Here is a 23,597-nt window from a genome sequence, read left to right on the forward strand (position 1 = left end):
CAATTCAATCGACGTAAAATGAGTTTGAGCCGTTTGCATGATGATCCCCTTATTTGGATTGGTTAGCACCTCCAGTTTAGGAAATCGTTATGCCGACGGCTCTTTCTTTTACATCATAGGTTCTACGGGGCAGGCGTCCGCTATGCAAAACGCCCCGCAGCCTTTCGGCATGCGGGGCGTTGATCAGCAGGACTGATTACGGATTACTCGACGCGTGCAGCGACGTCTTTTTCCAGTTCGAACGCTTTGTGCAGGGCGCGCACGGCCAGTTCCATGTACTTCTCGTCGATCAGCACGGAAATCTTGATTTCCGAGGTCGAGATCATCAGGATGTTGATGCCTTCTTCCGACAGCACGCGGAACATCTTCGACGCCACGCCGACGTGGGAACGCATGCCCACGCCAACCACGGAAATCTTCGACACTTTGGCGTCGCCGACGATTGTGGAGTGGCCCACTTCATCCTTGGCGCTGTGCAGCACGTCCAGCGCCTTCTGGTAGTCGTTGCGCGACACGGTGAAGGTGAAGTCGGTTTTGCCGTCGACGGACTGATTCTGGATGATCATGTCCACTTCGACGTTGGCTTCGGCCACCGGGCCGAGGATGTGGTAAGCCACGCCTGGACGGTCCGGTACGCCCAGCACGGTGATTTTGGCTTCGTCACGGTTAAAGGCGATGCCGGAGATAACTGCTTGTTCCATGTGTGTGTCTTCCTCAAACGAAATCAGGGTGCCCGAATTGGCTTCGGTTTCGAGATCCAGGTCAGGATCGGTCAGCGACGACAGCACGCGCGTTGGAACGCGGTAGTTGCCGGCGAATTCCACCGAACGGGTTTGCAGGACTTTCGAGCCCAGCGACGCCAGTTCCAGCATTTCTTCGAAGGTAATGGCTTTCAGGCGGCGCGCTTCCGACACGACGCGCGGGTCGGTGGTGTAGACGCCGTCAACGTCGGTGTAGATCAGGCATTCGGCCGCCTTCAGCGCGGCGGCGATCGCCACGGCCGAAGTGTCCGAACCGCCACGGCCCAGGGTCGAGATGTTGTCGTTCTCGTCCACACCCTGGAAGCCGGTGATGATGACGATCTTGCCGCTGTCCAGGTCGCGCTTGACCTTTTCATCGTCGATCGACTGAATACGGGCTTTGGTGAAAGCGGAGTCGGTTTTAATCGCTACCTGCCAGCCGGCGTACGATACGGCATCCTTGCCAATCGCTTGCAGCGCCATCGACAGCAGGCCGACGGAGACTTGCTCGCCGGTCGATGCAATCATGTCCAGTTCGCGAGGGTCGGGCGGGTTCTGAATTTCTTTCGCCAGCGCGATCAGACGGTTGGTTTCGCCGGACATGGCCGACGGTACAACGACGATCTGGTGACCTGCGTCATGCCATTTGGCGACGCGGCGCGCGACGTTCTTGATGCGTTCCGTCGATCCCATCGACGTACCGCCGTACTTGTGAACGATTAAAGCCATTGGTGTTTCCGCTCAGTGATGTTTTAGGGAGGGCTTATAACTGTACAGGCTGCAATGCGAAAGAACAAGCCAAAAAAGTTATGTAGTCATACTCAATTAGCATATGAACATACGAAAACGCAGCAGTACCGCAGATTATTTGGCTTCCCATCGGAATACGACGCGTTTACCGCCGTCAGCCACCAAATGATGGCAGTCCATGCCGATTCCCGCCGCATACAGCACTTCGCCGGCGGTTTTCACGACAGGCAGGCGCTCGCGCTCCCAGGCCGGGATGCCGAGCGCCTGGTAGTGCCGTTTCAGCGCGCGGGTCGGCCGGTTGTGGGCGGGTTTCAGGGTTTCGCCGCCACTGCGGAAGCCGATCGACAGCTTCTGGCCTTGCAGCCAGGCCGCGTCCAGGCCGCCCTGCCCGGTCTCGTCGATATGCAGCACACCGCCGTAATCGGGGAAGGCGATCTGCGCCTCGCCCTGCCAGCGGAATGCTTGTTCCGGCGCATCATCGAATTTATCTTCGCGCATGCCCGCCAATTCCGGCAAACGGGGCGCCAGCAGCAGTCGGCCGCGGTGGCGACGCACTTCGCATTCGGGGTGCGTGACGCACAGGTTGGCGTCGTCGCGCGCACTCAATAATTGTTCCAGCATTTCATGCAGCCATGCAGTCGATGGCATGGACAGGCCGCGCTGGTGGAACCAGCGGCGCAGCAGGTTGCAGCTGCGGTCCTGGCTCAGCGTGTGCAGGTACGCCACGCTCAATGAGTCGGCTTCCAGCGCTGCCGCCAGGTCCTGATCGGCCAGCTCGTCCAGCAAGCGCTGCGCCGATTGCGCATGCTGCGCGCTGCGCGCGAAGCGCTCCTGGAAGCCGGGGAAGTGCTGCGCCAGCGCCGGCATGACGAGGTTGCGCAACGCGTTGCGGGCATAGCGCGGGTCGGCGTTGGATTCGTCTTCGATATGGGACACGGCATGCGCTTGCTGGAAGGCTTCCAGTTGCCGGCGCGACGCCGCCAGCAGCGGACGCGCCAGCAGCAGGCCATCGTTTTGCAGCAAATCCGCCGCGCTGTTGCTGCTGTCCATGCCGGACAGGCCCGCCGTGCCGGAGCCGCGCAGCAATTGCAGCAGCACGGTTTCCGCCTGGTCGTCCAGGTGGTGGGCCGTCAGCAGCAAGTTCACGCCGTGTTCGCGGCACAGGTCGCCCAGCGCCGCATAGCGCTGCTTGCGGGCGGCCGCTTCCACGCCGGATTGCTTGATCCCTTGCAGCACGATGCGGCGCGCGCCGAACGTCACGTTCAATGCCGCGCATTGCTGTTCGCAGTGCGCCAGCCAGGCGTCGGCGTTCGGACTGAGGCCGTGGTGGACGTGGAAGGCGTGCAGTTGCGCGTTGCTTTCCTTGACCCAGGCGTGTGCCAGATGCAGCAGGACAGAGGAATCGAGGCCGCCGCTGTAGGCGATGGCGATTTTGCGGTTGTGCGGTAATGCGGGCAGGCTGGCTGCGAACAGCTGGTCCAGTTCAGGGGATTTTTTCATGACGTCAAATGTGAAAAACCGGAGGTGGGATCGACCCAGCTCCGGTTCATGGCCTGCTTGGCGGCTTTGTAAAAGCCGCCCTACGCATTGTGCAGCACCATCAGGGCGGACTGCGTAGGGCGGTTTGGCGCGGCGGCGCCAAGCCGCCAAACGATTATTCCTGCGGCGTGGTTTCCTTGAATTTGCCGTAGCTCATCAGCTTTTCGTGACGGGCGGCCAGCAAGTCCTTGGTCTTCATGCCATGGAACTGGCGCAGCGAATCGGCCAACGCGCGTTTCAGCAGGCGGGCCATTTCTTTTGGATCGCGGTGTGCGCCGCCCAGCGGCTCGTTGACGATCTTGTCGATCAGGCCGATGGCTTTCAGGCGGTGCGCCGTCAGGCCCAGCGCTTCGGCGGCGTCCGACGCGCGCTCGGCGGTCTTCCACAGGATCGACGCGCAACCTTCCGGCGAAATCACGGAATACGTCGAATATTGCAGCATCAGGACCTGGTCGCCCACCGCAATCGCCAGCGCGCCGCCGGAACCGCCTTCACCGATGATGGTGGCGATCAGCGGCACTTTCAGTTCCGCCATCACGTACAGGTTGTGGCCGATGGCTTCCGACTGGCCGCGCTCTTCCGCGTCGATGCCGGGGAATGCGCCCGGAGTGTCGACGAAGGTGAAGATCGGCAGGTTGAATTTTTCCGCCAGTTTCATCAGGCGCATGGCCTTGCGGTAGCCTTCCGGCTTCGGCATGCCGAAGTTGCGCATCGCGCGTTCTTTGGTGTCGCGGCCCTTCTGGTGGCCGATCACCATGCATGGCTGGCCGTTGAAACGTGCCAGGCCGCCGACGATGGACTGGTCGTCCGCATAGGTGCGGTCGCCGTGCAGTTCATGGAAGTCGGTGAAGATTTCATTCACATAGTCCATCGTGTATGGACGCTGCGGATGGCGCGCGATTTGCGCCACTTGCCAGGGGGTCAGCTTGGCATAGATATCTTTGGTCAGTTGCTGGCTTTTTTTTGCCAGGCGGTCGATTTCTTCCGAAATATCGACGGCCGAATCGTCCTGGACGAAACGCAGCTCTTCAATTTTGGAATCCAATTCCGCAATCGGTTGCTCAAAATTGAGGAAAGTTGTTTTAGTCATTCTACCTCCGTATGGATGCCGCCCGGCCGGCTGGCAGAGCAGCGGACGTGACGGCGAATTGCGCTATTTTACCGGATCAGGGTCCAAGGACCGCCATAAATACCAGGTTGCGACAGTGCGATAAGGCTCCCAGTTGGCCGCGACTTCGCGCGCATCGCTGCGCGAAACCGGCTCTCCTGAGAAATAATTCTGGCTGATGCCCTGGATCAGACCGGGGTCATCCAGCGGCAAAACGTTCGGGCGGAGGAGATTAAATATCAAAAACATCTCCGCTGTCCAGCGGGTAATACCGCGTATTTGCACCAGCTCGGCAATGACGGCTTCGTCATCCATCTGGTCCCACTGGGACGCGTGGACTTTTTTCGCCTTGAAATGGTCGGCCAGGTCCAGGATGTATTCCGTCTTGCGCTTGGACAGGCCGCAGGCCGCCAGCTGGCCGGCGCCGGCTTTCACGACGGCGGACGGCGTAAAGCGCGGCAAGGCCTGCCGCAGGGTTTGCCAGGCGGCGTCGGCCGCCTTGGCCGTGACTTGCTGCTTGACGATGGAACGCGCCAGGGTGGTAAACGGGTCGTCATGGCCGACCAGGTGCAGGTCGCCAATTTGCGGGATCAGCTTTTTCATGATGCGGTCACGCTTCATGAGTTCAGCTTTCGCCTCTTCCCAATACGGCGGCACCGCCGCGGCGCCCGGCACGGCGCCTTCCCTGGAGCTGGTGACCATTATGCGCGGCGCCAGTTGGTCGTGCCGTCAGGCTTGTCTTCGAGGACGATGCCGGCGGCAGTCAGGTCGGCGCGGATCTTGTCGGCCGCCGCGAAATCGCGCGCCTTCTTGGCCGCGGCACGGGCGGCAATCGCCGCCACGATGGCTTCCTCGTTCAAGCCGCCTTCGGCCTCGCCGCCCACCGACGCTTGCAGGAAAGCTTGCGGCGCGCGTTCCAGCAGGCCGATCACGCCGGCCAGCGCTTTCAGCTGGCGCGCCGCCACCGGCGACTTCGATTTATTGACTTCCGCCGCCAGGTCGAACAGCACGGACACGGCGATCGACGTATTGAAATCGTCATCCATGGCTTCGGCGAACCGCTGCGCATGGGCTTCGTTCCAGTCCAGCGGCTGGCCATCGCCTTCCACGCCATCGAGCGCGGTATACAGGCGGGTCAGCGCGCCACGGGCGTCGTCCAGGTGCGCGTCCGAATAATTCAGCGGGCTGCGGTAGTGCGCGCGCAGGATGAAGAAACGCACCACTTCGGCGTCATATTTCTTCAACACGTCGCGGATCGTGAAGAAGTTGCCCAGCGATTTGGACATCTTTTCATTATCGACGCGCACGAAACCATTGTGCAGCCAGTAGTTGGCCAGGGTATGGCCGGACGCGCCTTCCGACTGCGCGATCTCGTTTTCATGGTGCGGGAATTGCAAGTCCGCGCCACCGCCGTGGATGTCGAACTGTTCGCCCAGCAGCGCGCACGACATGGCGGAGCACTCGATGTGCCAGCCCGGGCGGCCCTTACCCCATTTCGAATCCCATTTGACTTCTTCCGGCTCGGATTCCTTGGCGGCTTTCCACAGCACGAAGTCGAGCGGGTCGCGCTTGCCCGTGTTGACGTCCACGCGTTCGCCCGCGCGCAAATCGTCCAGCGATTTGCCGGACAGCTTGCCGTAGCCGTCGAAATTGCGCACGGCGTAATTCACGTCGCCGTCTTCGCCCTGGTATGCCAGGCCCTTGGCTTCCAGTTTTTCAATAATGCCCAGCATTTCCGGCACATATTCGGTGGCGCGCGGCACCAGCGTCGGCGGCAGGATGCCCAGCGCCGTGGTGTCTTCGTCCATGTACTGCGTGAAGCGGCTGGTCAGCTGGCCGATGGTTTCACCATTTTCCACGGCGCGCTTGATGATCTTGTCGTCGATGTCCGTGATATTGCGCGCATACGTCACGTCATAGCCCGATGCCTTCAGCCAGCGGTACACCACGTCAAACGCCATCATCATGCGGCCGTGGCCAATATGGCAATAATCGTAGATGGTCATGCCGCACACATACATGCGGACTTTGCCTGCTTCCATCGGTACGAATGTTTGCTTCTCGCGCGCCAGCGTGTTGTAAATCTTCAAATTGCTCATCGGACTCTTGTAATTCTCGGGGCCTGCCCCGGCTGGCAATACGAAATCGGGCGCCAGGCACATATTTGTGCCGCGCCTGCCGATCGCGTACGCCGGGGACTGACAGACCTCAATGGGTGTTTGCTAGAATGGTACGTCGCGCCAAGTATAGCATTGATAAATTTAAGGAAGCCATATGCAAGAGACACGGAGACTGTGGATTAAATCGTTGGGACTTTTCGGCAGCCTGCTTACGGGCGTTGCCCTGTCGGGTTCGGCACTGGCTGCAGACGCCGCCATGCCGCAAGTGTCGTTGAAAACCACGGAAGGTGAAATCGTCCTGGAACTGAACCAGGAAAAAGCCCCCAAATCCGTGGAGAATTTTCTGCAGTATGTAAAATCCGGCCACTATAACGGCACGATTTTCCACCGCGTCATCGATGGCTTCATGATCCAGGCGGGCGGCTATACCGTCGACCTGAAAGGCAAACCCACCCGTCCGCCGATTCCCATCGAATCGAAAAACGGCTTGAAAAATGACACGTATAGTGTCGCCATGGCGCGCATGGGCAATCCGAATTCCGCCACGGCCCAGTTCTTCATCAACGTGGTCGATAATATCGGCCTCGATTATCCGGGCCAGGATGGCTGGGGTTACGCGGTATTTGGCCGTGTCATCAAAGGTTATGAAGTCGTCAATAAAATCAAGGGCGTGCTGGTTGACGACAAGGGCATCTTCCAGAATATTCCCGTGAAACCCATCGTGATCACCAAGGCCACGATCCTGAAAAAACCAATCGAACCGGTACCGCCGCCCAACGCGGCGCCGCCGGGCGGCATGCCGCCGCAGCAGTAAAATGGCGCTTTGGCCGCGTGTCCTGTATAGTCGCGCCCCATAAAGTCAGCAAAGTTACCTATTAATCGAGCGAGGAATAACCATGACCAAAATCGTCATCAATACCAACCTGGGCAAAATCACCGCTGAACTGGACGCGGAAAAAGCCCCGAAAACCGTGGCCAACTTCCTGGCGTACATGAACGCGGGCCACTACAACAACACCATCTTCCACCGCGTGATCGACGGTTTCATGATCCAGGGCGGCGGCTTTGAGCCAGGCATGAAACAAAAGCCAACCGAAGCCACCGTGGAAAACGAAGCGAAAAACGGCCTGAAAAACGAGCCATACACCCTGGCCATGGCCCGCACCTCGGCGCCGCACTCGGCTTCGGCACAGTTCTTCATCAACGTGAAAAACAACAGCTTCCTGGACTACCCAGGTCAGGACGGCTGGGGCTACGCTGTTTTCGGTAAAGTCACCGAAGGCACCGACGTGGTCGACGCGATCAAGAAAGTCAAAACCACCCGTTCCGGCATGTTCGCCGACGTGCCGGCGGAAGACGTGATCATCACCAGCATCGAAGCTGCTTAATCGACAGCACCCATGTTGCATGGCGGGCCTTGCCCGCCATGTTCATTTTTGACAGCCATGTCTGCTCCACTCGCCCTCTTCATTTCCGACCTGCATTTGCAGCCCGCGCAACCTGCGATTACCGCCGCGTTCCACCGTTTCATGGAACAGCAGGCGCCCCATGCGCGGCAACTGTATCTGCTGGGCGATATCTTTGAGTACTGGGCGGGCGACGACGACCTGCATGACGCCTTCCACCAGGAAATCATTTCCGCGATCCGGAAAATCAGCGATGCGGGCATTGCCGTCTACTGGATCGCCGGCAACCGCGATTTCCTGGCGGGCGACGCCTTTGCCGCCGCGGCGGGCTTGACCTTGCTGCCGGAAACATGGGTGGCCGACATCGGCGGCCAGCGCATCGTGCTGCTGCATGGCGATGCGCAATGCACGGACGACGTCAAATACATGGCGTTCCGCGCCCAGGTGCGGCAACCGGCCTGGCAACAGCAATTCCTGGCCATGCCGCTGGCGCAGCGCAAAGCCATCATCGCGGGCTTGCGTGAAAACAGCCAGAAAGAACACACGACGAAATCGTATGACATGATGGACGTGACGCCGCAGGCGATTGCCGCCGTGTTCGAGCAGACCGGCACAAATGTCATGATCCACGGCCATACGCACCGCCCTGCCCTGCACCACGTGGAAGGCACGCGCCGCTACGTGTTGCCGGACTGGGAACCACAGGCGCAGCCGCCGCGCGGCGGCTGGATTGCCGTGCACGCGGACGGCGCCATCGTACGCCACGCACTGGACGGCGCGGTAATTTGACCGCATTCATTTCGCTGCCCTGCGGTACACGCTCCAGCCGGCCGACAGCGGCAACGCAATGTGGATCACCATCAGCCACCACAGGCTACCCGTCCACACATACGCCAGCGTAAAAGCAAAGGCCGCGACGATGCTGCCGATGAACGGTTTCAGGCCGTTGTAGCCATGGCCGGAACCATAGGCCAGCGCCGACAGGGTCACGGCGCCCGCGACGCCCGTCAGCGGCGTCAGCACCAGCAACAAAAAGCCCCGGTACAGCAATTCCCAGCCTGCCCCCAGCAAGACCGACAGCACGGCAAACAGCGCCATCTCGCGCGGCGTCGTCGGCAGCGTTTGCTGCTCCCGCATCTTCGCCTCGCCCGCGGCCCGCTTTTCCGGCGACATGCGGCGTTCATACAGCGTGCCGCCGATGTGCAGCGCCACCAGCGCGACGACCGCCACCACCAGCCCCCACTGGCCCGCAGTCCCGGGCGGCCATGCCACACCCATTTGCCGCGCCGTGTAGCCGGACCACGCCGCGCATACGGCCAGCGCCAGCAGCAGCAATGCCAGGCGTGTGATGTTCGATACGTATATTTTCATGCGGGGGCGATCCCCGGCGGGAGCTTTACGGCTGCGCCAGATGGCGTGCGCCGGCAATATCAGCAACAAATAAAGTGTGAGTAATAGTTCAGGCAATGTCATAAGGCTGTCTTATATGGAAACCCTGCGATATATAATTCACGTAGTTCCATTCTGATGTCACATTCTGATGAAATCCGGTTTATTTGCCGTCCTGCCGTTGCTGGCGATACCGGCTTTTGCGGCTGAATCCACCGCGTCTCCGCCCGTCATCGTGGCCTGGCGCGAAAAGCCACCGTACTATTACACGGAAGATGGCGTGGAAAAAGGCTTCATGCTGGCGTACGGCAAAGAAGTATTTGCCGCCGCCGGCATCGACGCGCATTTCGTGCGCGAACCGCAAAAACGCATCTGGGCCAACTTCGAGATGCGCAAACCGAATTACTGTTCACTGTCGTGGTACCGCTTGCCGGAACGGGAAGCCATCGCGCAATTCACCATCCCCGTCTATACCGACCCGCCACACACCATCCTGGTGTCGCCCGCCTCCGCCGCCAAAGTGCAGGCGCACGCGTCGCTGGCGTCGCTGCTGGCGGACCCGGAACTGACCCTGGGCGTGGTCGATGGCGTCTCGTATGGCGCGGACCTGGACGAGCGCATCGCCAGGGCGGGCAACCAGACCATGCGCCGCACGGTCCCCACCACCAACATGATCCTGATGCTGGCGGCCAACCGCTTCAATTACATGCTGGCAGACCGCAACGACTGGGGCCACATGCGCGCCCACTACAAGGAAATGGCGTCCGTCATCCAGTACGACGTGCCGGACTTGCCGCCCGGCCTGAAGCGCTACATCCTGTGCAGCCGCACCATGCCCGCGTCCACCATCGAGCGCCTGAACCAGGCCATCCGCGCACTGCCGAAACCCGCCACGCCGTACAAGTGACCCACTAACCCCAGATCATTTGCTCGGTCCAGCCCAGTTCGCGGAAATCTTCTTGCCGCAAATCCGCTTCGCCGGCGCTGAAAAATTCGTCGAGCTGCGGCGGCGCCACCGGCGTGCCGGACAACATCGCGTGCACCTGGCCCCGGTGATGGGTTTGATGCTGGAACAGGTGCGCCAGCAGGCGGTGCCGCTTGTCGCGCTGCACGCTGCCCAGCCGCAGGATCGTCACCGTCCGGTTCAACTCTTCGTCCTTCATCTGCCGGCAATAGTCGATCAGGCGCCGGTCCGCATCGCGCTGTTCGGCGCGTACCGCCGCGCAATTCGCGCAGGGCTGGTCCTGTGCAAAAAAGCTCAGGTAGTTCGGATGCGGCTCCCGCCCCTCCAGCTCGCGTTCCAGCGCATCGATATAAAACCAGTCGACCGTCAGGATATGGTTCAGCGTGGCCTTGATCGACGGGAAGAAGCCGGTGCGCGGCGCTTCGAATTCCACCTGCGTCAACTGCATGCAAGCTTTCAGCAGCCGGTGATTGGCCCACGCATTGTTGTAGGCATGCGTGAGCAGGTGATGCGACAAGGTCGGCGTCATAGGGTCTCCAGGCTTACCTGGCCGGTTCCACCACCAGCACCAGCGCGGACGGCGTGGTGCGGATCGCGACCGGCACGAACTGGATGCCGGCAAAGCGCAAGTCCTCCGGCTTGTAGCTGTAGATCGGCACGTCGCGGATCAATTTATCGGCCAGGATGTTGGCGGCGCCCGCCACTTGGCGCTGCTGGGATTCACCCATGCCGTCGACGGCAAAGCGGTCGACTTGGGCATCGGACAGGAACACGGCATTGCGCACATTGTCGACCACCAGGCGGCCGGAAATGCCCAGGCTGCCCCGCCACGACTGCCGTACCAGGATGGGCGACACGGTCAAATCCGCCGACAGCGCAATCCGGTCATTCTCGCGCAATGTCGTGATGAGCGGATTCGATACCTGGATATCGAACACGCTCAGCGCCCGGTGCCGTACGGGAAAACGCTTGCCGAGATTGGCTTGCAGTTTTTCCAGCGGGATTTCCAGCTGGCGGGGACCGGACAGCCCGGCACACGACGACAGCATCGCGGCGGCGACCGGTACGGCGGCCAGTTTCAGGAAACGGACGCACAGGGCGCGGCGGGTATTACAGTAAAGAGCAGTCATCAGTACAATCCGGGCTGGCAGGTAAATGGCAAAGTAACGGGCGACTGGCCCGCACAATGAGCCTTACAGTGTAGGCGATGATAAAGCAAGGAGACAAGATGGCGGTGGCGCGCATAGGCTGTGCGGGCTGGTCGATCCCGAAATCGGCCGCGATGGCGTTCCCGATCGGCGGCACGCACCTGGAGCGCTATGGAGCCGTGTTCAACAGCGTGGAAATCAATTCCTCGTTTTACCGCCCGCACCAGGTGCAGACCTATGCGCGCTGGGCGGCCAGCGTGCCGGAAACATTCCGTTTTTCCGTCAAGGCGCCCCGCACCATGACGCACGTGCACCACCTGCTCGAGGCCGATGCGCCGATGGCCCGCTTCGCCGGTGAAGTGGCGGGCCTGGGCGATAAACTGGGCTGCGTGCTGCTGCAATTCCCGCCGTCGCTGATGTTCGACGCGGTGGCGGCCGGGTCGTTTTTCGCGCTGGCGCGGCGTCATTTCGACACCACCATGGTGGCTTGCGAAGGCCGCCATCCCACGTGGTTTTCCGACACCGCCACCGGCGTGCTGCGCGAACACGGCATTACGCGCGTGATTGCCGACCCGCCGGCCGGCCAGCCGGATCCCCACGTCGCCACCACGAAAAGCACGTATTTGCGCCTGCACGGCACGCCCCGCGTGTATTACTCGCCGTACGGGCCGGAAGATATCGACTGGGCCGCCCGCATCATCGCGGGACGGCTGAAGGCGGGCCACGACGCCTGGTGTATCTTCGATAACACGGCCGAAGGCCATGCGATGCCGAACGCCGTATCCCTTCAGCAACGCCTGAGTGAAATTTCTTCCCGGCGGGCATAAACTGGGGGGTATGCCACGATTTTTCCCCGCCCTGCTTGCCGCCTGCCTGGCCCTGCCCGGCATGCCCGCATGCGCCGCCGACCCGCTGATACTGGGCTACGTGGCCCGTCCGGGCCTGGCGGAAGTCATCGATGGCAAACCGGCGGGAACGTATTTCCCGACTGCCGTGGCGGCGGCTGAAAAGGCGGGATTTGCCGTCACCCTGCAAGCGGTGACGCAAACCCGGCTGATGGCGCAGGTACAGAGCGGCCAGCCGAACTATTGCGCGGTCGGCATTTTCGTCACGCCCGAACGGCAAATGTTCGGCAAATTCACCCTGCCGATCTACCGCACGCCCCGCTTTATCGTCATCGCCGCGCGCGGCAAGGATGGCGCAATCCGCCAGCACAAGACATTCATGTCGCTGATCGAAGACAAGCAGCTGCGGATGGGGGTGATCGAAGGCTATTCCTTCGGCAATACGCTGGATCCGCTGATGGCCGCCATGCGCGGCAACGTGGACCGCTATGTCGGCACTTTTGACCAGGGCTTTGCCAAGATCCAGGCGGGCCGCTTCGATTACATGATCGGCTTTGCCGACGAATTCGATAACTGGGTCGCCCGCACCGGCGCCAGCCGCGACGCGTTCAGCAAGATCGACTTTCCCGACGTGCTGGACGGCGTGCACCGCCACCTGATGTGCAGCCGCGCGGTCGATGACGCCACCATCGACCGCCTGAACACAGCCATTCAATTGCTCCTGCTCCACCCTTGACCGTGTTTTCATCAAATTGATTGCATGCTTCCGATTTAGTGTTATAGTTCACTACAACACCACTTCATCACATCACCAGTGGAGGAAACATGTATGTGGAATGACAACACGCCGATCTATCGCCAGCTCAAGGAGCGGGTAATCGGCATGATGCTCGACGGCCTGTTGAAGCCCGGCGACGCCCTGCCCTCGGTCCGCCAGATCGCGGCTGATTTTCAATTGAACCCCATCACCGTGTCGAAGGCGTACCAGGAACTGGTCGACGATGCGCTGGTGGAAAAAAGAAGGGGATTAGGCATGTACGTAACGGAAGGAGCACCGGAAAAACTGTTGGCCAGCGAACGCGACCGCTTCCTCAGCGAAGAGTGGCCCGCCATGCTGGAACGCATCCGCCGCCTGGGGTTGGACCTGGAACAATTGCTGCGCACTGCCGGACCACAATCCGGTGCGCAGCCGGGAGCGCCGGCATGAGCGCCCTGATCTCCGCCCGCAACCTCACCAAGCGTTATGGCAAGCACGTGGCGCTGGATCACGCGAGTTTCGACGTGCAGCCGGGCCGCATCGTGGGCCTGATCGGCCCCAATGGCTCCGGTAAAACCACGACCCTGAAAGCATTGCTGGGCCTGACGCAATTCGAAGGCGAGTTGTCCGTGCTGGGCCTGGACCCGCGCCTGCACCGCGATGAACTGATGCGCGACGTCTGCTTCATCGCCGACGTGGCCGTATTGCCGCGCTGGCTGAAGGTCAAGGATGCCGTGGATTTCGTGGCCGGCGTGCACCCGCGCTTCAACCGCGCCAAGGCGGAACGCTACCTGGCCAACACCAAGCTCGAACCGCAGATGAAGGTCAAGTCCATGTCCAAGGGCATGATCGTGCAACTGCACCTGGCGCTGGTGATGGCCATCGACGCCAAACTGCTGGTGCTGGACGAACCGACGCTGGGCCTGGACATCCTGTACCGCAGGCAGTTTTACCAGCACCTGCTGGAAGATTACTTCGACGAACACCGCACCATCATCATCACGACGCACCAGATCGAAGAAGTGGAAAACCTGTTGACGGATTTGCTGTTCATCCGCGAAGGCAAGATCACGCTGGCCGCGTCGATGGAAGAAATCGGCGATCGCTACACGGAAGTGATGGTCGAGCCGCAATACGTCACAGCGGCCAATGCGCTGGCGCCGCTGACGCAGCGCAGCGTGTTCGGCAAGGCGGTCATGCTGTTTGACGGCGCATCGCGCGCCCAGCTGGAAAAATTCGGCGAAATCCGCACACCGAGCGTGGCGGACCTGTTCGTCGCAACGATGAAAGGGACGTACGAATGAAAACGAATTCAACGACAGCGAACCTGACGACCATGCAGTGGCTGCTGCGCCGCGAAGTATGGGAACACAAGGGCATGGTGCTGTGGGCGCCCGCCGTGGTGGCGCTGATCATCGTGGCGCTGGTGCTGGGCGGCCTGCTGATGGGCCATAACCTGACGATGACGATGGATGGCCAGGCCGTGCATTTGAAGGACCACCTGGTCGAACACATGCTGCAGCCGGGCGCGAAGCAGGAATTCGCGAAAGCGGCTTCCGAACTGTACGTGGCGATCGGCGTGCCGCTGTACCTGGAACTGGGTGTGCTGGTGTTCTTTTATTGCCTCGGCGCGCTATATGACGACCGCCGTGACCGCAGCCTGCTGTTCTGGAAATCGCTGCCGGTGTCGGACCACATGACGGTGCTGTCGAAAGTCGCGGTGGCATTGCTGGTCACGCCTGTGATCACGATGCTGGCGGCCACCGCGCTGTCGCTGGCCGTGTTGCTACTGGTCTGCACCGCTGCCGCGTTCCAGGGCGTGCAACTGTTCACCACGTTGCTGGGCACGGGCGAATTTTACCTGGCGCCGCTGCGCATGCTGGGCCTGCTGCCGGTGTACATGCTGTGGGCGCTGCCAACCGTCGGCTGGCTGTTGCTGGTGTCGAGCTGGGCCCGTTCCAAGGTGTTCCTGTGGGCCGTCGGCGTACCGCTGGGCGCCGGTGTGCTGGTGACGTGGACCAGCAAGATCTTCGCGCTGGACTGGAATATCGGATGGTTCATGCAGCACATCGTGGCCCGCCTGCTGACGGGCGTGGCGCCGGGGTCGTGGTTCATGTACATGCGGCCAGCGTCGCTGCACGGGGAAGAAGGACGCATGGGCGCCGGCGAACTGCTGGTGGATTCGTGGACGACGCTGTCGTCGCCGGTGGTGTGGGCTGGCGTCGTGGCAGGGATTGCGATGATTGCCGGCGCGGTGTGGATGCGCCGCTGGCGCGATGAGACGTAACGCGGCGCCCTACTTGTCTTGCAGCATTTGGCGGTACTGGGTCGGGGTGATGCCCACGGTGGCACGGAACTGGCGTGTGAAGGCGCTGTGGTCGCTGTAGCCGCACGCCAGCGCAACCTCCGCCACGCTGCGGCCCGCTCTGTCCGCCAGCATGCGCGACGCCGCTTCCAGCCGGGTCTTGATGATGACCTGGCGCGGCGTCAGCTGGTAAATCCGCAGGAAATAGCGCTCCAGCTGGGCCACCGACATGTTGGCGATGGCCGCCAGGTCCGGCAGCAACAGCGGCTCATCGAAGTGTTCCTGGATCTTGCGCACCGCATCGGCCACCTTGTGGTACGCGGAATTCTTGCTGTCTTCCATGGCCAGGTCGCGTGAAATACCGGCCAGTCCAATAATCTGGCCACCCGCGTTCCGCAGCGGCGTCTTGCGCGTCAGGCACCAGCCCGGATCGCGGTTCGGGTACAGGTGCAATTCCAGCTGGTCGTCCAGCTCCCCCTTCCCTGCCAGCACCGCCAGGTCCTGCGCCAGGTAATTCTGCCCATACGGATGGGCAAACACTTCCGCCGACGTCTTGCCCAGCAGCGCTTCCTTGGTTTTCACGCCACAGCGCTTGACCAGCGTCTGGTTGACCACCACGTAGCGCCCCTGCGCATCCTTGACAAAAAAAACCACGTCCGGCAACGCGTCGAACAGTGCTTCCGAGAAGAACACATCGGCGATCCGGGATTTATCAAAAGTATCCATAGGCCGATTCTCGCACATACAATGACGAAAAAACGCAATTGTGCCGATTTCGTCATCTGCGATGCGCAGCGGCCGCAAGACGGCTGCGGCCGGCAAGCCTAGAATCTCATTCATCATGCAAACGATCTCCATCATCGATTCCCACACCGGCGGCGAACCCACCCGCCTGGTCACCGAAGGAGGCCCGGACCTGGGCCACGGCCCACTGTCCGAGCGCCTGGAACGGCTGCGCCGCGACCACGACCAATTCCGCTCCGCCGTGGTCTGCGAACCGCGCGGCTCGGACGTGCTGGTCGGCGCGCTGCTGTGCGAACCCCATGCGCCCGATTGCGCCGCGGGTGTCATTTTCTTCAACAATGTCGGCTACCTCGGCATGTGCGGCCACGGCACCATCGGCCTGGTGGCGTCGCTGGCCTTCATGGGCAGGATCGGCCCGGGCAGGCACCGCATCGATACGCCGGTGGGCGTGGTGGAAGCGGAATTGCACGCGGACGGCAACGTCACCGTGGAAAACGTCCCGGCCCGCCGCACGCAACATGATGTCGCGGTCGACGTGCCGGGCTACGGTCCCGTCACGGGCGACGTGGCGTGGGGCGGCAACTGGTTCTTCCTGGCCGCCAACCATGGCCAGTCCCTGCAAGTGTCGAATGCGGGCAAACTGACGGCCTACACGTCCGCCCTGCGCCAGGCGCTGCAGGACGCCGGCATCACCGGCGACGATGGCGCGGAAATCGACCATATCGAACTGTTCTCGGACACGCCGGACGCGGACAGCCGCAACTTCGTGCTGTGCCCCGGCCACGCGTACGACCGCTCGCCTTGCGGCACCGGCACCAGCGCCAAGCTGGCGTGCCTGGCGGCCGATGGCAAGCTGGCGGAGGGCCAGGTCTGGCGCCAGCAAAGCATCGTCGGCAGCGTTTTTGAGGGTTCGTACCGCCGCGACGGCGACTTGCTGATCCCTTCCATCAAGGGCCAGGCGTGGGTCAATGCGCAGGCCAGGCTGATCCTCGACCCGTCCGACCCGCTGGTCTGGGGCATCCGCTGAGAACCGCCAGATGAACACGGACGTACTCATCATCGGCGCCGGCATCATCGGCGCGGCCTGCGCGGAAGCGCTGGCCGCGCGCGGTGTGCAAGTCACCATTGTCGAACAGGATGCCATCGGTTCCGGCGCCACGGCGGCCGGCATGGGGCACCTGGTCGTGATGGACGACAATGCGGCGGAACTGGCGCTGTCGTCGTATTCGCTGGCGCTGTGGCGTGAATTCGTCGGCGCCGCGCCGGCCCGGCATGAATACAGCCGCTGCGGCACGATCTGGGTGGCGGCCGATGACGAGGAAATGGATGCGGCGCGCGCCAAGGGCGACATCCTGCGCGCCAACGGCATCGATTGCACGCTGCTCAACGCCGTGGCCCTGTATGAACGGGAACCGGCGCTGCGCCCTGGCTTGGCCGGCGGCTTGCTGGTCTCCGGCGACGGCCTGGTATATCCTCCTAAAAGTGCGCGCCTGCTGCTGGAACGGGCCATGGCCAACGGCACGCAACTGGTGATGGGCAAAGTGGCGTCGCTGCTGCATGACGGTGTAACGACAGCCGGCGTGCTGCTGGCCGATGGCCGCGAACTGCGTGCCGACACCGTGGTGCTGGCCTGCGGCTCGCGCAGCGCGGCACTGGTGCCGGAATTGCCGGTGCAACCAAAGAAGGGCCACGTCGCCATTACCGACCGCTATCCGGGTTTTATCCGCCACCAGCTGGTGGAACTGGGCTATATCAAGAGCGCCCATGCTGCCAGCGGCGATTCCGTGGCCTTCAATTTGCAGCCCCGCCCCACCGGGCAAATCCTGATCGGGTCGTCGCGCCAGTTCGGCACGGAAGACCTGGCGGTGGAACCGGCCATGATGGCGCGCATGCTGCGCCACGCGGCGTCCTTTACGCCCGCGCTGGCCGGGCTGAATTTGCTGCGCTGCTGGACCGGCATGCGCGCCGCCAGCCCGGACGGTTTGCCGCTGATCGGTCCCCACCCGGCACGTCCGGGCCTGTGGCTGGCCACCGGCCATGAAGGATTGGGCATCACGACGTCGCTGGCCACGGCCCATTTGCTGGCGTCGCAACTGTTGAACGACCGCCCCGCGATTGCCGCGGAACCTTACCTGCCCGCCCGCTTCACGGCGCTGGCCAACCACGGAGGCGTGCAATGAACGCTGTTGCGGAAGCACTGGTGGAAGCGATTACGCCGCAAACCAACCTGAATGCCGTCATCGTCATGGTCGATGGCCACGCCGTGGCGGTGCCGGTTGGCAGCACGGTGGTTGCCGCCATCGCCCATGCCCACGCCACGGTCCTGACGCGCAAGTCCGTGTCCGGCATGCCGCGCGGTCCCGTATGCGGCATGGGCATTTGCCAGGAATGCCGCGTCACCATCGATGGCCGCGCGCACCAGTTGTCGTGCCAGACCCTGTGCGAACCGGGCATGGATGTGCGGACCGCCGCCTGGGAGGGGCAAAAATGACCAACCGCTACGATATCGTCATTATCGGCGCCGGCCCCGCGGGTCTGGCTGCCGCACACGCGGCGGCCCATGCCGACCCGCTGCTGTCGATTGCCGTGGTGGACGACAACCCGGCCACCGGCGGCCAGATCTGGCGCGGCGGCGCGCAGCACCAGCAGGATGAACGCGCGCGCCTGCTGTGGCGCGAACTGCACGGCGCGCAAAACGTGACGTTCATCCACCAGGCGCGCGTGCTGTATGCGCCGGAACCCGCCGCATTGCTGGTGCAGACGCCTTCCAAGTCCATGACGCTGCACTACCAGCGCCTGATCCTGGCGACAGGCGCACGCGAATTGCTGCTGCCCTTCCCCGGCTGGACCTTGCCCGGCGTGACCGGCGCGGGCGGCTTGCAGGCGCTGGTCAAGGGCGGCTATCCGCTCGATGGCAAGCGCGTGGTGGTGGCGGGTTCCGGCCCTCTGCTGCTGGCGGTGGCCGCCACGCTGGTGGACAAGGGCGCGCAGGTGCAAGCCATCGTGGAACAGGCGGACAACGCCAGCCTGGGGCGCTTTGGACTGGCGCTGCTGGCGACGCCGTCAAAAATCATGCAGGCGTGGCAGCTGCGTTCGCGCCTGCAAGGCATCCCGTATTTGCGCGACAGCCACGTGGCTGCCGCCGTCAGCAATACCAGCGGTTCCGCTGTCCGCGCCGCCGTGGTGCGCACGGCGGGCCGCGACATCGAAATCCCCTGCGATTACCTCGCATGCGGCTACGGACTGGTTCCCAACCCGGAACTGGCCCTGGCACTGGGCTGCGCCACAAGCGCAGATTCCGGTTCCATTGACGCCGATGCGTGGCAGCAGACCAGCAGAGACGGCATTTATGTGGCCGGCGAAGGCACGGGAGTGGGCGGCGTCGACAAGGCGCTGGTGGAAGGCCGCATTGCCGGACTGTCCGCCGCCGGCAAGCGTGACCAGGCTGCAAGCCATTTCGCCGAGCGCGCACGCTGGCGCGCTTTCGCGGCGCGGCTGGCGCGCGCCTTTGCGGTCAAACCCGCCATCCTCGCGCTGGCCGGCGACGACACCATTGTCTGCCGCTGCGAAGACGTGACGCACGGCGAGTTGCGCAGCCACGGCACCTGGCGCAGCGCCAAGCTCCACACCCGCTGCGGCATGGGCCCGTGCCAGGGCCGCGTGTGCGGCGGCGCCACCGGCGCGCTGTACGGCTGGCGCCCGGACACGGTCCGCGTGCCGCTGTCGCCGGCGCGTATCGACAGCATTATCTTTGAAACACCGCATCCCTGTAGTGCCCGCAGTACCCTGTAGCTCTGTGTAGTTCTTTGTCGTGAGTTATGTCTTTTGCTGTCTTGCGCAGCGCAGGCCTGGCGGAATCCCCTCCCGCCTGGTGTGCGCTGCGTTTTTTTACTCCGCCGGGAAGTCGATGAATTCCACCGGCACGCTGTCGGTCAGCCAGACGCCGTTCTGTGACCGGTAAAACGCATGGCCCTGCGCATGCATTTGCCCGGCATGGACGATCAATACGACTGGTTTTCCATGTCGCGCGCCAACCTTTGTGGCGGTCTCCAAATTTACCGATAAACCCAGCCGTTGGCATCCAGCGTCAGTCCGATAACTTCGGGCTGATGGCGCAAGATGAGAGAGAGGAATTTGCTGACGCGCTCGATGCGCCTGTCGTCACTCATCGATGAAATCCTTCATATCAGGGAACCGGCGCCAGTTTCACGCTTGCATTGCCGAGTAGCGTACCGATTTTTTTCAAAATCAGGCGGATGATCAATCGAACCCGCGTCGTCAGCCAAGGTCCACGGTTCAAGTTGGAGCAAGCCGTTATGTACAAAATGCCTGTAAGCGGCTGGGAGGTGGTCCCCCAGCGCTCCCTCTGGTTAACCGCCTCCAATCCTTGTCTCTTTTTGTCTTCTTCGATCTTCTTTTGAACCTTTTTTAGAAATGAAGATCAAAGGAGACAGGAGAAACCCAAAAGAGATAGGAGGTGGAGCATGTTAACCAGAGTGACCGTGGAGATACCTCAGGACCTACTATTGAAATTGCTGGGGTACTTAAAGACCCGCCGCGATCAGTGCAGTGTTGACCGCGCGACGACTGAGGCACTATGGGCGTGGCTGTTCGCACAATCAGGAGAAGCACCTACCGGGCCGGCAATGCGGGGGTATCAATGGAAGATGCTGTTTTTACCAGAAGGCACATGTCTGCGTTCCTGGAGCCATGGTGAACACAATTATGCGCGGGTCGTGGGAGACAGCATTATCCACGATGGCCGTTCAGTGACACCCAATCAATTCGCGCGTTCATTTGAATGTACTGTGCGAAATGCATGGCGTGATTTGTACATCAAGCGGCCGGAAGACAAGAAGTGGCAATTGGCCAGTCGGTTACGCGCGCAAGTGCTTGCCGAAGAAGCCGAGACCAAGCCTGGGCACATGTCGCCTGCGTCCGCGCGCAAGGCATCGAAATTGCCGCAAGCGGATGCGCCAACCCAGCCCCGCTGTTCCGAACCGATGCCCGGCTGGGACTTGCCGGAGCGGCGCAAATACCGCATCCGGCTGAAAGACTTCGAATAAACATGCCTTACTGCACACCTTCCGCAATGTGCACGGCAATGCATTTTTTCCTTGCTGGCGGTGCCGTCCGTCAGTTGGCGCCGCCGGGACGCCATTTTTCGCCCTGCTCACGCACCAGCGCCTCGATCATCGCACCGGAATACACATCGCCCTTCACTTCCGTGGCCTGCATCATGGAGCGCCATAGCGGCACGATGGCCACGCCCAACTGATCGAACCGCATCAAGCCGCAGGCATAGATGCCGTCATACGACGCCACCGAATGGCCAAGTTTTTCGCATGTGGCGGTTTTTTCCGCGAGGTATGCCTGAACTTTATCCTCCGAGAACAAGCCAGTTTGCTGCAAGCCATCGAGGGCCATGGCTTCCGCGCCGCCTTCATGCACCCACGGTTCATCCGCGCCGACGCCGCCACGGGCAATATTCATTTGCCACACGTGCGCCATTTCATGCGCAACGAGACGGGCCAGGTAATCCCGTTTCTTCGGATGATCGCCCACCAAAGCCTTGCCTTCAAATCGGTACGACAGTTGGCCCATGACTGCGCCGCCCTTCATGGACAATCCGGGCGCCTCGAAACCCGAGATCGCCACCATGATCAGCAGCTCGTCGCGCAAGGCGCGCTGATACGCTGTTTCATAGTATTGCGAGAGTTTGGCCCCGGCATCCAGCACGGTTTCACGGGCCCATGGCGGCGTTTCCGGATCCATCAGGATTTTCGTGCCGCCCGCGGACACGGCTTGCGCCGGTCCGAAATACGCGTAACCACGGGCGCCGCCCGGCATCTGCCGGTTCAGTGGCGGCGCAATCACATTTTCCTTAGGCAAACCGGTCAGCTTGATGTCGGTCTGCATCTCATACTTTTGTTTGCCGCGCCGGGCTTCGCCCTGCAAATGGCCGAGGTAAATCGCCGTGCCGCCGTCCGTGAAGCGGGTGAACGACGCATAGTCCTTGGGCGCGAAGCCATCAAACGTCGTGATTTCAACGCTGGCGGCCATGAATGGCTTGCCACTTGTGGCCGCGATGACATCCTGTTCGCCAACCGCTTTCAACCGCATCCCGGGCGTCAGGATTTTCCACGCGCGCTGGCGATAGTCTGCGACTGTCGGCATTGTGATGGCGGTGACGGGTTGCGTGAACCGGTAATCGACGCGCCATTTATCATTGGCGACGTGCCGGACATCGACCTTCAGCGGCAGGCCAGGGAGCATTTCCGCATGCAGGGATGGGAACTGGCACAGCATCAGGATGGCGGCAGTCGGCAATGCAAAAGAACGCGGCATGGACGTTTCCTCGTCGTAGAGAATGAAGAGCGTCATTCTACGCGTGGCGCGCGTAGATGTTGCAAATTAATTACGTTCCTGCCCACCCGTCATCAAGCGCACCAGCACCCGCGCCGGCGGCGACACCAGCAGCACGGCGGGAAACGCGAACAGCCACGCCGTCAGCCATGCGCCCAGCCACAAGCCGAAGAATCCCGGCACCCAGCCAGTGGCGCGGAAGGTCGTGATGCCGGAAATCAGCAGCGACATTTGCCCCGACAGGATAAAGCTGAACAGCAGTGGCGCGTATTTTTTCGGGATCACGCTGAACCTCCAAGCCGCAGCAACGTCTGCGCGAAGTTCAGGCCGAACAGGTGCGCGGTCTTGACGTCGCCCGGCGCGAAGGCATCGGCAGGCGCGCCGTGTTCGGCCTGTGCCATCAGGCCGGACCATGAACCGAGGCGGTTCGCCGCTTCGTCGTACGGTACGCCGCTATGCTGTTCCGGCAGGATCGGGTTGCCGGCCCACAGCATGCCATGCTGCATGGCGAACACGAACATCGACGTCAGCGTGGATTGCTTGTCGCCCGCCGGCAGCGACGACACGGTGAAGCCCGCCGCCAGCTTGCCCTTCAGTTGCTGCGTACGCCACATTTTTCCCGTCGCATCCATGAAGGTCTTGAAGGCGCCGCTGACGCCGCCAAGGTACGTAGGCGAACCGAAGACAATGCCGTCGTAATCCTGCAGCACTTGCGGCGATTGCGCCACGTCCTCGGCTTTCAATAGTTCGGCTTCAATTCCCTGCGCACCCAGCACGCCTTCCGCAACATGCATGGCAATGTATTTCGTGTGCCCGTGGGCGCTGTGATAGACGATGGCGATTTTTTTCATGCTTCATGACTCCCTGGTAACGTTAAAAAAGCAAAGCGGTCAATGCTGCTGCGGCATACAACCCCAGCCCGAATACCGTGTGATTGGCCACACTGCGCAGGCAATTCTTCAGCGGCGTGGCGGTTTTCGATGATGCGATACCGGCGCCCATGGCTGGCTGCATGACGAACAGTGGCGCCACCACCGTGGCCAGGCCGGCCGCCAGCGCGGGCAGCAACGTCGGTTGCATCGCCCACTGCATGCCCTGCACCGCCACCAGCAATGCGGCAAAGCCGATGCCGATCGCGTAGTGCATCAGCCAGCCCATCGCCAGCTCGCCCCGCACGGGCGGCGACTTGGCGATGGCGGCGTGGGCAAACGTGCCGCGCACGAGGTGGCCGGCCCAGCGGCCGATGAAGGCGAAATTCAAGGTTGGCACGCCCAGCCGCTTCAGCAGCATCAGCCATCCATCCAGGACGGCGGTGGCGCCGATCCCGATCAGGGCAATTTTGACGATTTCCATGGTGAAGACTCCCGTTGACGCGATTGATCGATGAGTCCACTATAGAAGTTAAAGTCAACTTCA

At 61.9% G+C, this 23,597-nt stretch carries 29 protein-coding genes; 14 read left to right on the plus strand and 15 right to left on the minus strand.

Features of this window, described 5'->3' with window-relative positions; genetic code table 11:
- Nucleotides 1-203: 203 nt before the first annotated feature.
- From GJ700_RS19015 to cysS, 5 genes are all read right to left on the minus strand, one after another.
- Nucleotides 204-1,469 carry an aspartate kinase gene (locus GJ700_RS19015; protein ID WP_154376768.1) on the minus strand — a complete coding sequence of 422 codons (1,266 nt, stop codon included), beginning with the start codon at nucleotides 1,467-1,469 and terminating at the stop codon, nucleotides 204-206.
- A 135-nt stretch (nucleotides 1,470-1,604) separates the two neighbouring features.
- Complete coding sequence (tilS, locus tag GJ700_RS19020; protein WP_154376770.1) at nucleotides 1,605-2,990, minus strand: tRNA lysidine(34) synthetase TilS; 1,386 nt, start codon at nucleotides 2,988-2,990, stop codon at nucleotides 1,605-1,607.
- A gap of 154 nt (nucleotides 2,991-3,144) precedes the next feature.
- Nucleotides 3,145-4,119: an acetyl-CoA carboxylase carboxyltransferase subunit alpha gene (locus GJ700_RS19025; RefSeq protein WP_154376771.1), complete on the minus strand. Its 975-nt coding sequence runs from the start codon at nucleotides 4,117-4,119 to the stop codon at nucleotides 3,145-3,147.
- A 63-nt stretch (nucleotides 4,120-4,182) separates the two neighbouring features.
- On the minus strand, nucleotides 4,183-4,839 hold the full coding sequence (locus GJ700_RS19030; protein ID WP_154376773.1) for a DNA-3-methyladenine glycosylase family protein: 657 nt from the start codon (nucleotides 4,837-4,839) through the stop codon (nucleotides 4,183-4,185).
- The gene (gene cysS / locus GJ700_RS19035) at nucleotides 4,839-6,236 is read right to left on the minus strand and encodes a cysteine--tRNA ligase (RefSeq protein ID WP_154376775.1); all 1,398 of its coding nucleotides are present in this window, start codon (nucleotides 6,234-6,236) and stop codon (nucleotides 4,839-4,841) included. Before cysS ends, GJ700_RS19030 begins: the two co-directional genes overlap by 1 nt.
- 175 nt (nucleotides 6,237-6,411) lie before the next feature.
- On the opposite strand from cysS, the gene GJ700_RS19040 reads away from it, so the two are divergent.
- The 3 genes from GJ700_RS19040 to GJ700_RS19050 all read left to right on the plus strand — a co-directional run bounded on the left by GJ700_RS19040 (nucleotide 6,412) and on the right by GJ700_RS19050 (nucleotide 8,452).
- Entirely contained in the window at nucleotides 6,412-7,071 is a 660-nt protein-coding gene (locus GJ700_RS19040; protein WP_154376777.1) for a peptidylprolyl isomerase, read from the plus strand.
- Between the two features lie 82 nt (nucleotides 7,072-7,153).
- Nucleotides 7,154-7,645, plus strand: coding sequence for a peptidylprolyl isomerase (locus GJ700_RS19045; RefSeq protein ID WP_154376779.1), 492 nt, complete (start codon nucleotides 7,154-7,156; stop codon nucleotides 7,643-7,645).
- A gap of 57 nt (nucleotides 7,646-7,702) precedes the next feature.
- A complete protein-coding gene (locus GJ700_RS19050; protein ID WP_154376781.1) occupies nucleotides 7,703-8,452 on the plus strand; it encodes a UDP-2,3-diacylglucosamine diphosphatase in 750 nt (249 codons plus the stop codon).
- Nucleotides 8,453-8,458: 6 nt separating this feature from the next.
- On the opposite strand, the gene GJ700_RS19055 is transcribed toward GJ700_RS19050, so the two are convergent.
- Complete coding sequence (locus GJ700_RS19055) at nucleotides 8,459-9,034, minus strand: CPBP family intramembrane glutamic endopeptidase (protein WP_195763948.1); 576 nt, start codon at nucleotides 9,032-9,034, stop codon at nucleotides 8,459-8,461.
- 169 nt (nucleotides 9,035-9,203) lie between these two features.
- Here GJ700_RS19055 and GJ700_RS19060 point away from each other — a divergent pair, with 169 nt between their 5' ends.
- Nucleotides 9,204-9,959: a transporter substrate-binding domain-containing protein gene (locus tag GJ700_RS19060; protein WP_154376785.1), complete on the plus strand. Its 756-nt coding sequence runs from the start codon at nucleotides 9,204-9,206 to the stop codon at nucleotides 9,957-9,959.
- Nucleotides 9,960-9,963: 4 nt separating this feature from the next.
- On the opposite strand, the gene GJ700_RS19065 is transcribed toward GJ700_RS19060, so the two are convergent.
- Nucleotides 9,964-10,545 carry a DinB family protein gene (locus GJ700_RS19065; protein ID WP_154376787.1) on the minus strand — a complete coding sequence of 194 codons (582 nt, stop codon included), beginning with the start codon at nucleotides 10,543-10,545 and terminating at the stop codon, nucleotides 9,964-9,966.
- Between the two features lie 13 nt (nucleotides 10,546-10,558).
- Complete coding sequence (locus GJ700_RS19070) at nucleotides 10,559-11,146, minus strand: DUF1439 domain-containing protein (RefSeq protein WP_154376789.1); 588 nt, start codon at nucleotides 11,144-11,146, stop codon at nucleotides 10,559-10,561.
- Nucleotides 11,147-11,223: 77 nt separating this feature from the next.
- Between GJ700_RS19070 and GJ700_RS19075 the strand changes: the two genes are divergently transcribed.
- The 5 genes from GJ700_RS19075 (at nucleotide 11,224) to GJ700_RS19095 (ending at nucleotide 15,053) form a co-directional block, all read left to right on the plus strand.
- Complete coding sequence (locus tag GJ700_RS19075) at nucleotides 11,224-11,991, plus strand: DUF72 domain-containing protein (RefSeq protein WP_229507111.1); 768 nt, start codon at nucleotides 11,224-11,226, stop codon at nucleotides 11,989-11,991.
- Nucleotides 11,992-12,001: 10 nt separating this feature from the next.
- Nucleotides 12,002-12,745, plus strand: coding sequence for a substrate-binding periplasmic protein (locus tag GJ700_RS19080; protein WP_154376791.1), 744 nt, complete (start codon nucleotides 12,002-12,004; stop codon nucleotides 12,743-12,745).
- Between the two features lie 93 nt (nucleotides 12,746-12,838).
- Nucleotides 12,839-13,216 (plus strand): GntR family transcriptional regulator, encoded by a 378-nt coding sequence (locus tag GJ700_RS19085; protein ID WP_154376793.1) that lies wholly within the window; start codon nucleotides 12,839-12,841, stop codon nucleotides 13,214-13,216.
- The gene (locus GJ700_RS19090) at nucleotides 13,213-14,070 is read left to right on the plus strand and encodes an ABC transporter ATP-binding protein (protein WP_154376795.1); all 858 of its coding nucleotides are present in this window, start codon (nucleotides 13,213-13,215) and stop codon (nucleotides 14,068-14,070) included. Before GJ700_RS19085 ends, GJ700_RS19090 begins: the two co-directional genes overlap by 4 nt.
- Nucleotides 14,067-15,053, plus strand: a complete 987-nt coding sequence (locus GJ700_RS19095; RefSeq protein ID WP_229507112.1) for a hypothetical protein — start codon at nucleotides 14,067-14,069, stop codon at nucleotides 15,051-15,053. Before GJ700_RS19090 ends, GJ700_RS19095 begins: the two co-directional genes overlap by 4 nt.
- A 9-nt stretch (nucleotides 15,054-15,062) precedes the next feature.
- On the opposite strand, the gene GJ700_RS19100 is transcribed toward GJ700_RS19095, so the two are convergent.
- Nucleotides 15,063-15,797 (minus strand): AraC family transcriptional regulator, encoded by a 735-nt coding sequence (locus GJ700_RS19100; RefSeq protein WP_229507113.1) that lies wholly within the window; start codon nucleotides 15,795-15,797, stop codon nucleotides 15,063-15,065.
- Nucleotides 15,798-15,912: 115 nt separating this feature from the next.
- Here GJ700_RS19100 and GJ700_RS19105 point away from each other — a divergent pair, with 115 nt between their 5' ends.
- The 4 genes from GJ700_RS19105 to GJ700_RS19120 are packed head-to-tail and all read left to right on the plus strand — an operon-like array spanning nucleotide 15,913 to nucleotide 19,607.
- On the plus strand, nucleotides 15,913-16,842 hold the full coding sequence (locus tag GJ700_RS19105; protein WP_154376799.1) for a 4-hydroxyproline epimerase: 930 nt from the start codon (nucleotides 15,913-15,915) through the stop codon (nucleotides 16,840-16,842).
- A gap of 10 nt (nucleotides 16,843-16,852) precedes the next feature.
- Nucleotides 16,853-17,995, plus strand: a complete 1,143-nt coding sequence (locus GJ700_RS19110; protein ID WP_154376801.1) for an NAD(P)/FAD-dependent oxidoreductase — start codon at nucleotides 16,853-16,855, stop codon at nucleotides 17,993-17,995.
- A complete protein-coding gene (locus tag GJ700_RS19115; RefSeq protein ID WP_154376803.1) occupies nucleotides 17,992-18,306 on the plus strand; it encodes a 2Fe-2S iron-sulfur cluster-binding protein in 315 nt (104 codons plus the stop codon). Before GJ700_RS19110 ends, GJ700_RS19115 begins: the two co-directional genes overlap by 4 nt.
- A complete protein-coding gene (locus tag GJ700_RS19120) occupies nucleotides 18,303-19,607 on the plus strand; it encodes an FAD/NAD(P)-dependent oxidoreductase (protein WP_154376805.1) in 1,305 nt (434 codons plus the stop codon). Before GJ700_RS19115 ends, GJ700_RS19120 begins: the two co-directional genes overlap by 4 nt.
- Nucleotides 19,608-19,703: 96 nt before the next feature.
- Here the strand turns inward: GJ700_RS19120 and GJ700_RS35575 are convergent, their stop codons facing one another.
- Nucleotides 19,704-19,820, minus strand: a complete 117-nt coding sequence (locus GJ700_RS35575) for a hypothetical protein (RefSeq protein ID WP_229507114.1) — start codon at nucleotides 19,818-19,820, stop codon at nucleotides 19,704-19,706.
- Nucleotides 19,821-19,870: 50 nt separating this feature from the next.
- Nucleotides 19,871-19,984: an RNA 2'-phosphotransferase gene (locus GJ700_RS35580; RefSeq protein ID WP_154376809.1), complete on the minus strand. Its 114-nt coding sequence runs from the start codon at nucleotides 19,982-19,984 to the stop codon at nucleotides 19,871-19,873.
- Nucleotides 19,985-20,299: 315 nt separating this feature from the next.
- Between GJ700_RS35580 and GJ700_RS19135 the strand changes: the two genes are divergently transcribed.
- Nucleotides 20,300-20,881, plus strand: coding sequence for a hypothetical protein (locus GJ700_RS19135; RefSeq protein WP_154376811.1), 582 nt, complete (start codon nucleotides 20,300-20,302; stop codon nucleotides 20,879-20,881).
- Between the two features lie 70 nt (nucleotides 20,882-20,951).
- Here the strand turns inward: GJ700_RS19135 and GJ700_RS19140 are convergent, their stop codons facing one another.
- From GJ700_RS19140 to GJ700_RS19155, 4 genes are all read right to left on the minus strand, one after another.
- Nucleotides 20,952-22,163, minus strand: coding sequence for a hypothetical protein (locus tag GJ700_RS19140; RefSeq protein WP_229507115.1), 1,212 nt, complete (start codon nucleotides 22,161-22,163; stop codon nucleotides 20,952-20,954).
- A gap of 66 nt (nucleotides 22,164-22,229) precedes the next feature.
- Nucleotides 22,230-22,466 carry a DUF2798 domain-containing protein gene (locus GJ700_RS19145; protein ID WP_371868032.1) on the minus strand — a complete coding sequence of 79 codons (237 nt, stop codon included), beginning with the start codon at nucleotides 22,464-22,466 and terminating at the stop codon, nucleotides 22,230-22,232.
- Entirely contained in the window at nucleotides 22,463-23,032 is a 570-nt protein-coding gene (locus GJ700_RS19150; protein ID WP_154376813.1) for a flavodoxin family protein, read from the minus strand. Before GJ700_RS19150 ends, GJ700_RS19145 begins: the two co-directional genes overlap by 4 nt.
- A gap of 22 nt (nucleotides 23,033-23,054) precedes the next feature.
- Complete coding sequence (locus tag GJ700_RS19155; RefSeq protein WP_154376815.1) at nucleotides 23,055-23,534, minus strand: DUF2938 family protein; 480 nt, start codon at nucleotides 23,532-23,534, stop codon at nucleotides 23,055-23,057.
- Between the last annotated feature and the right edge of the window lie 63 nt (nucleotides 23,535-23,597).

It is taken from the genome of Pseudoduganella rivuli (genome assembly GCF_009674485.1).
Classification (GTDB): domain Bacteria; phylum Pseudomonadota; class Gammaproteobacteria; order Burkholderiales; family Burkholderiaceae_D; genus Rugamonas; species Rugamonas rivuli_B.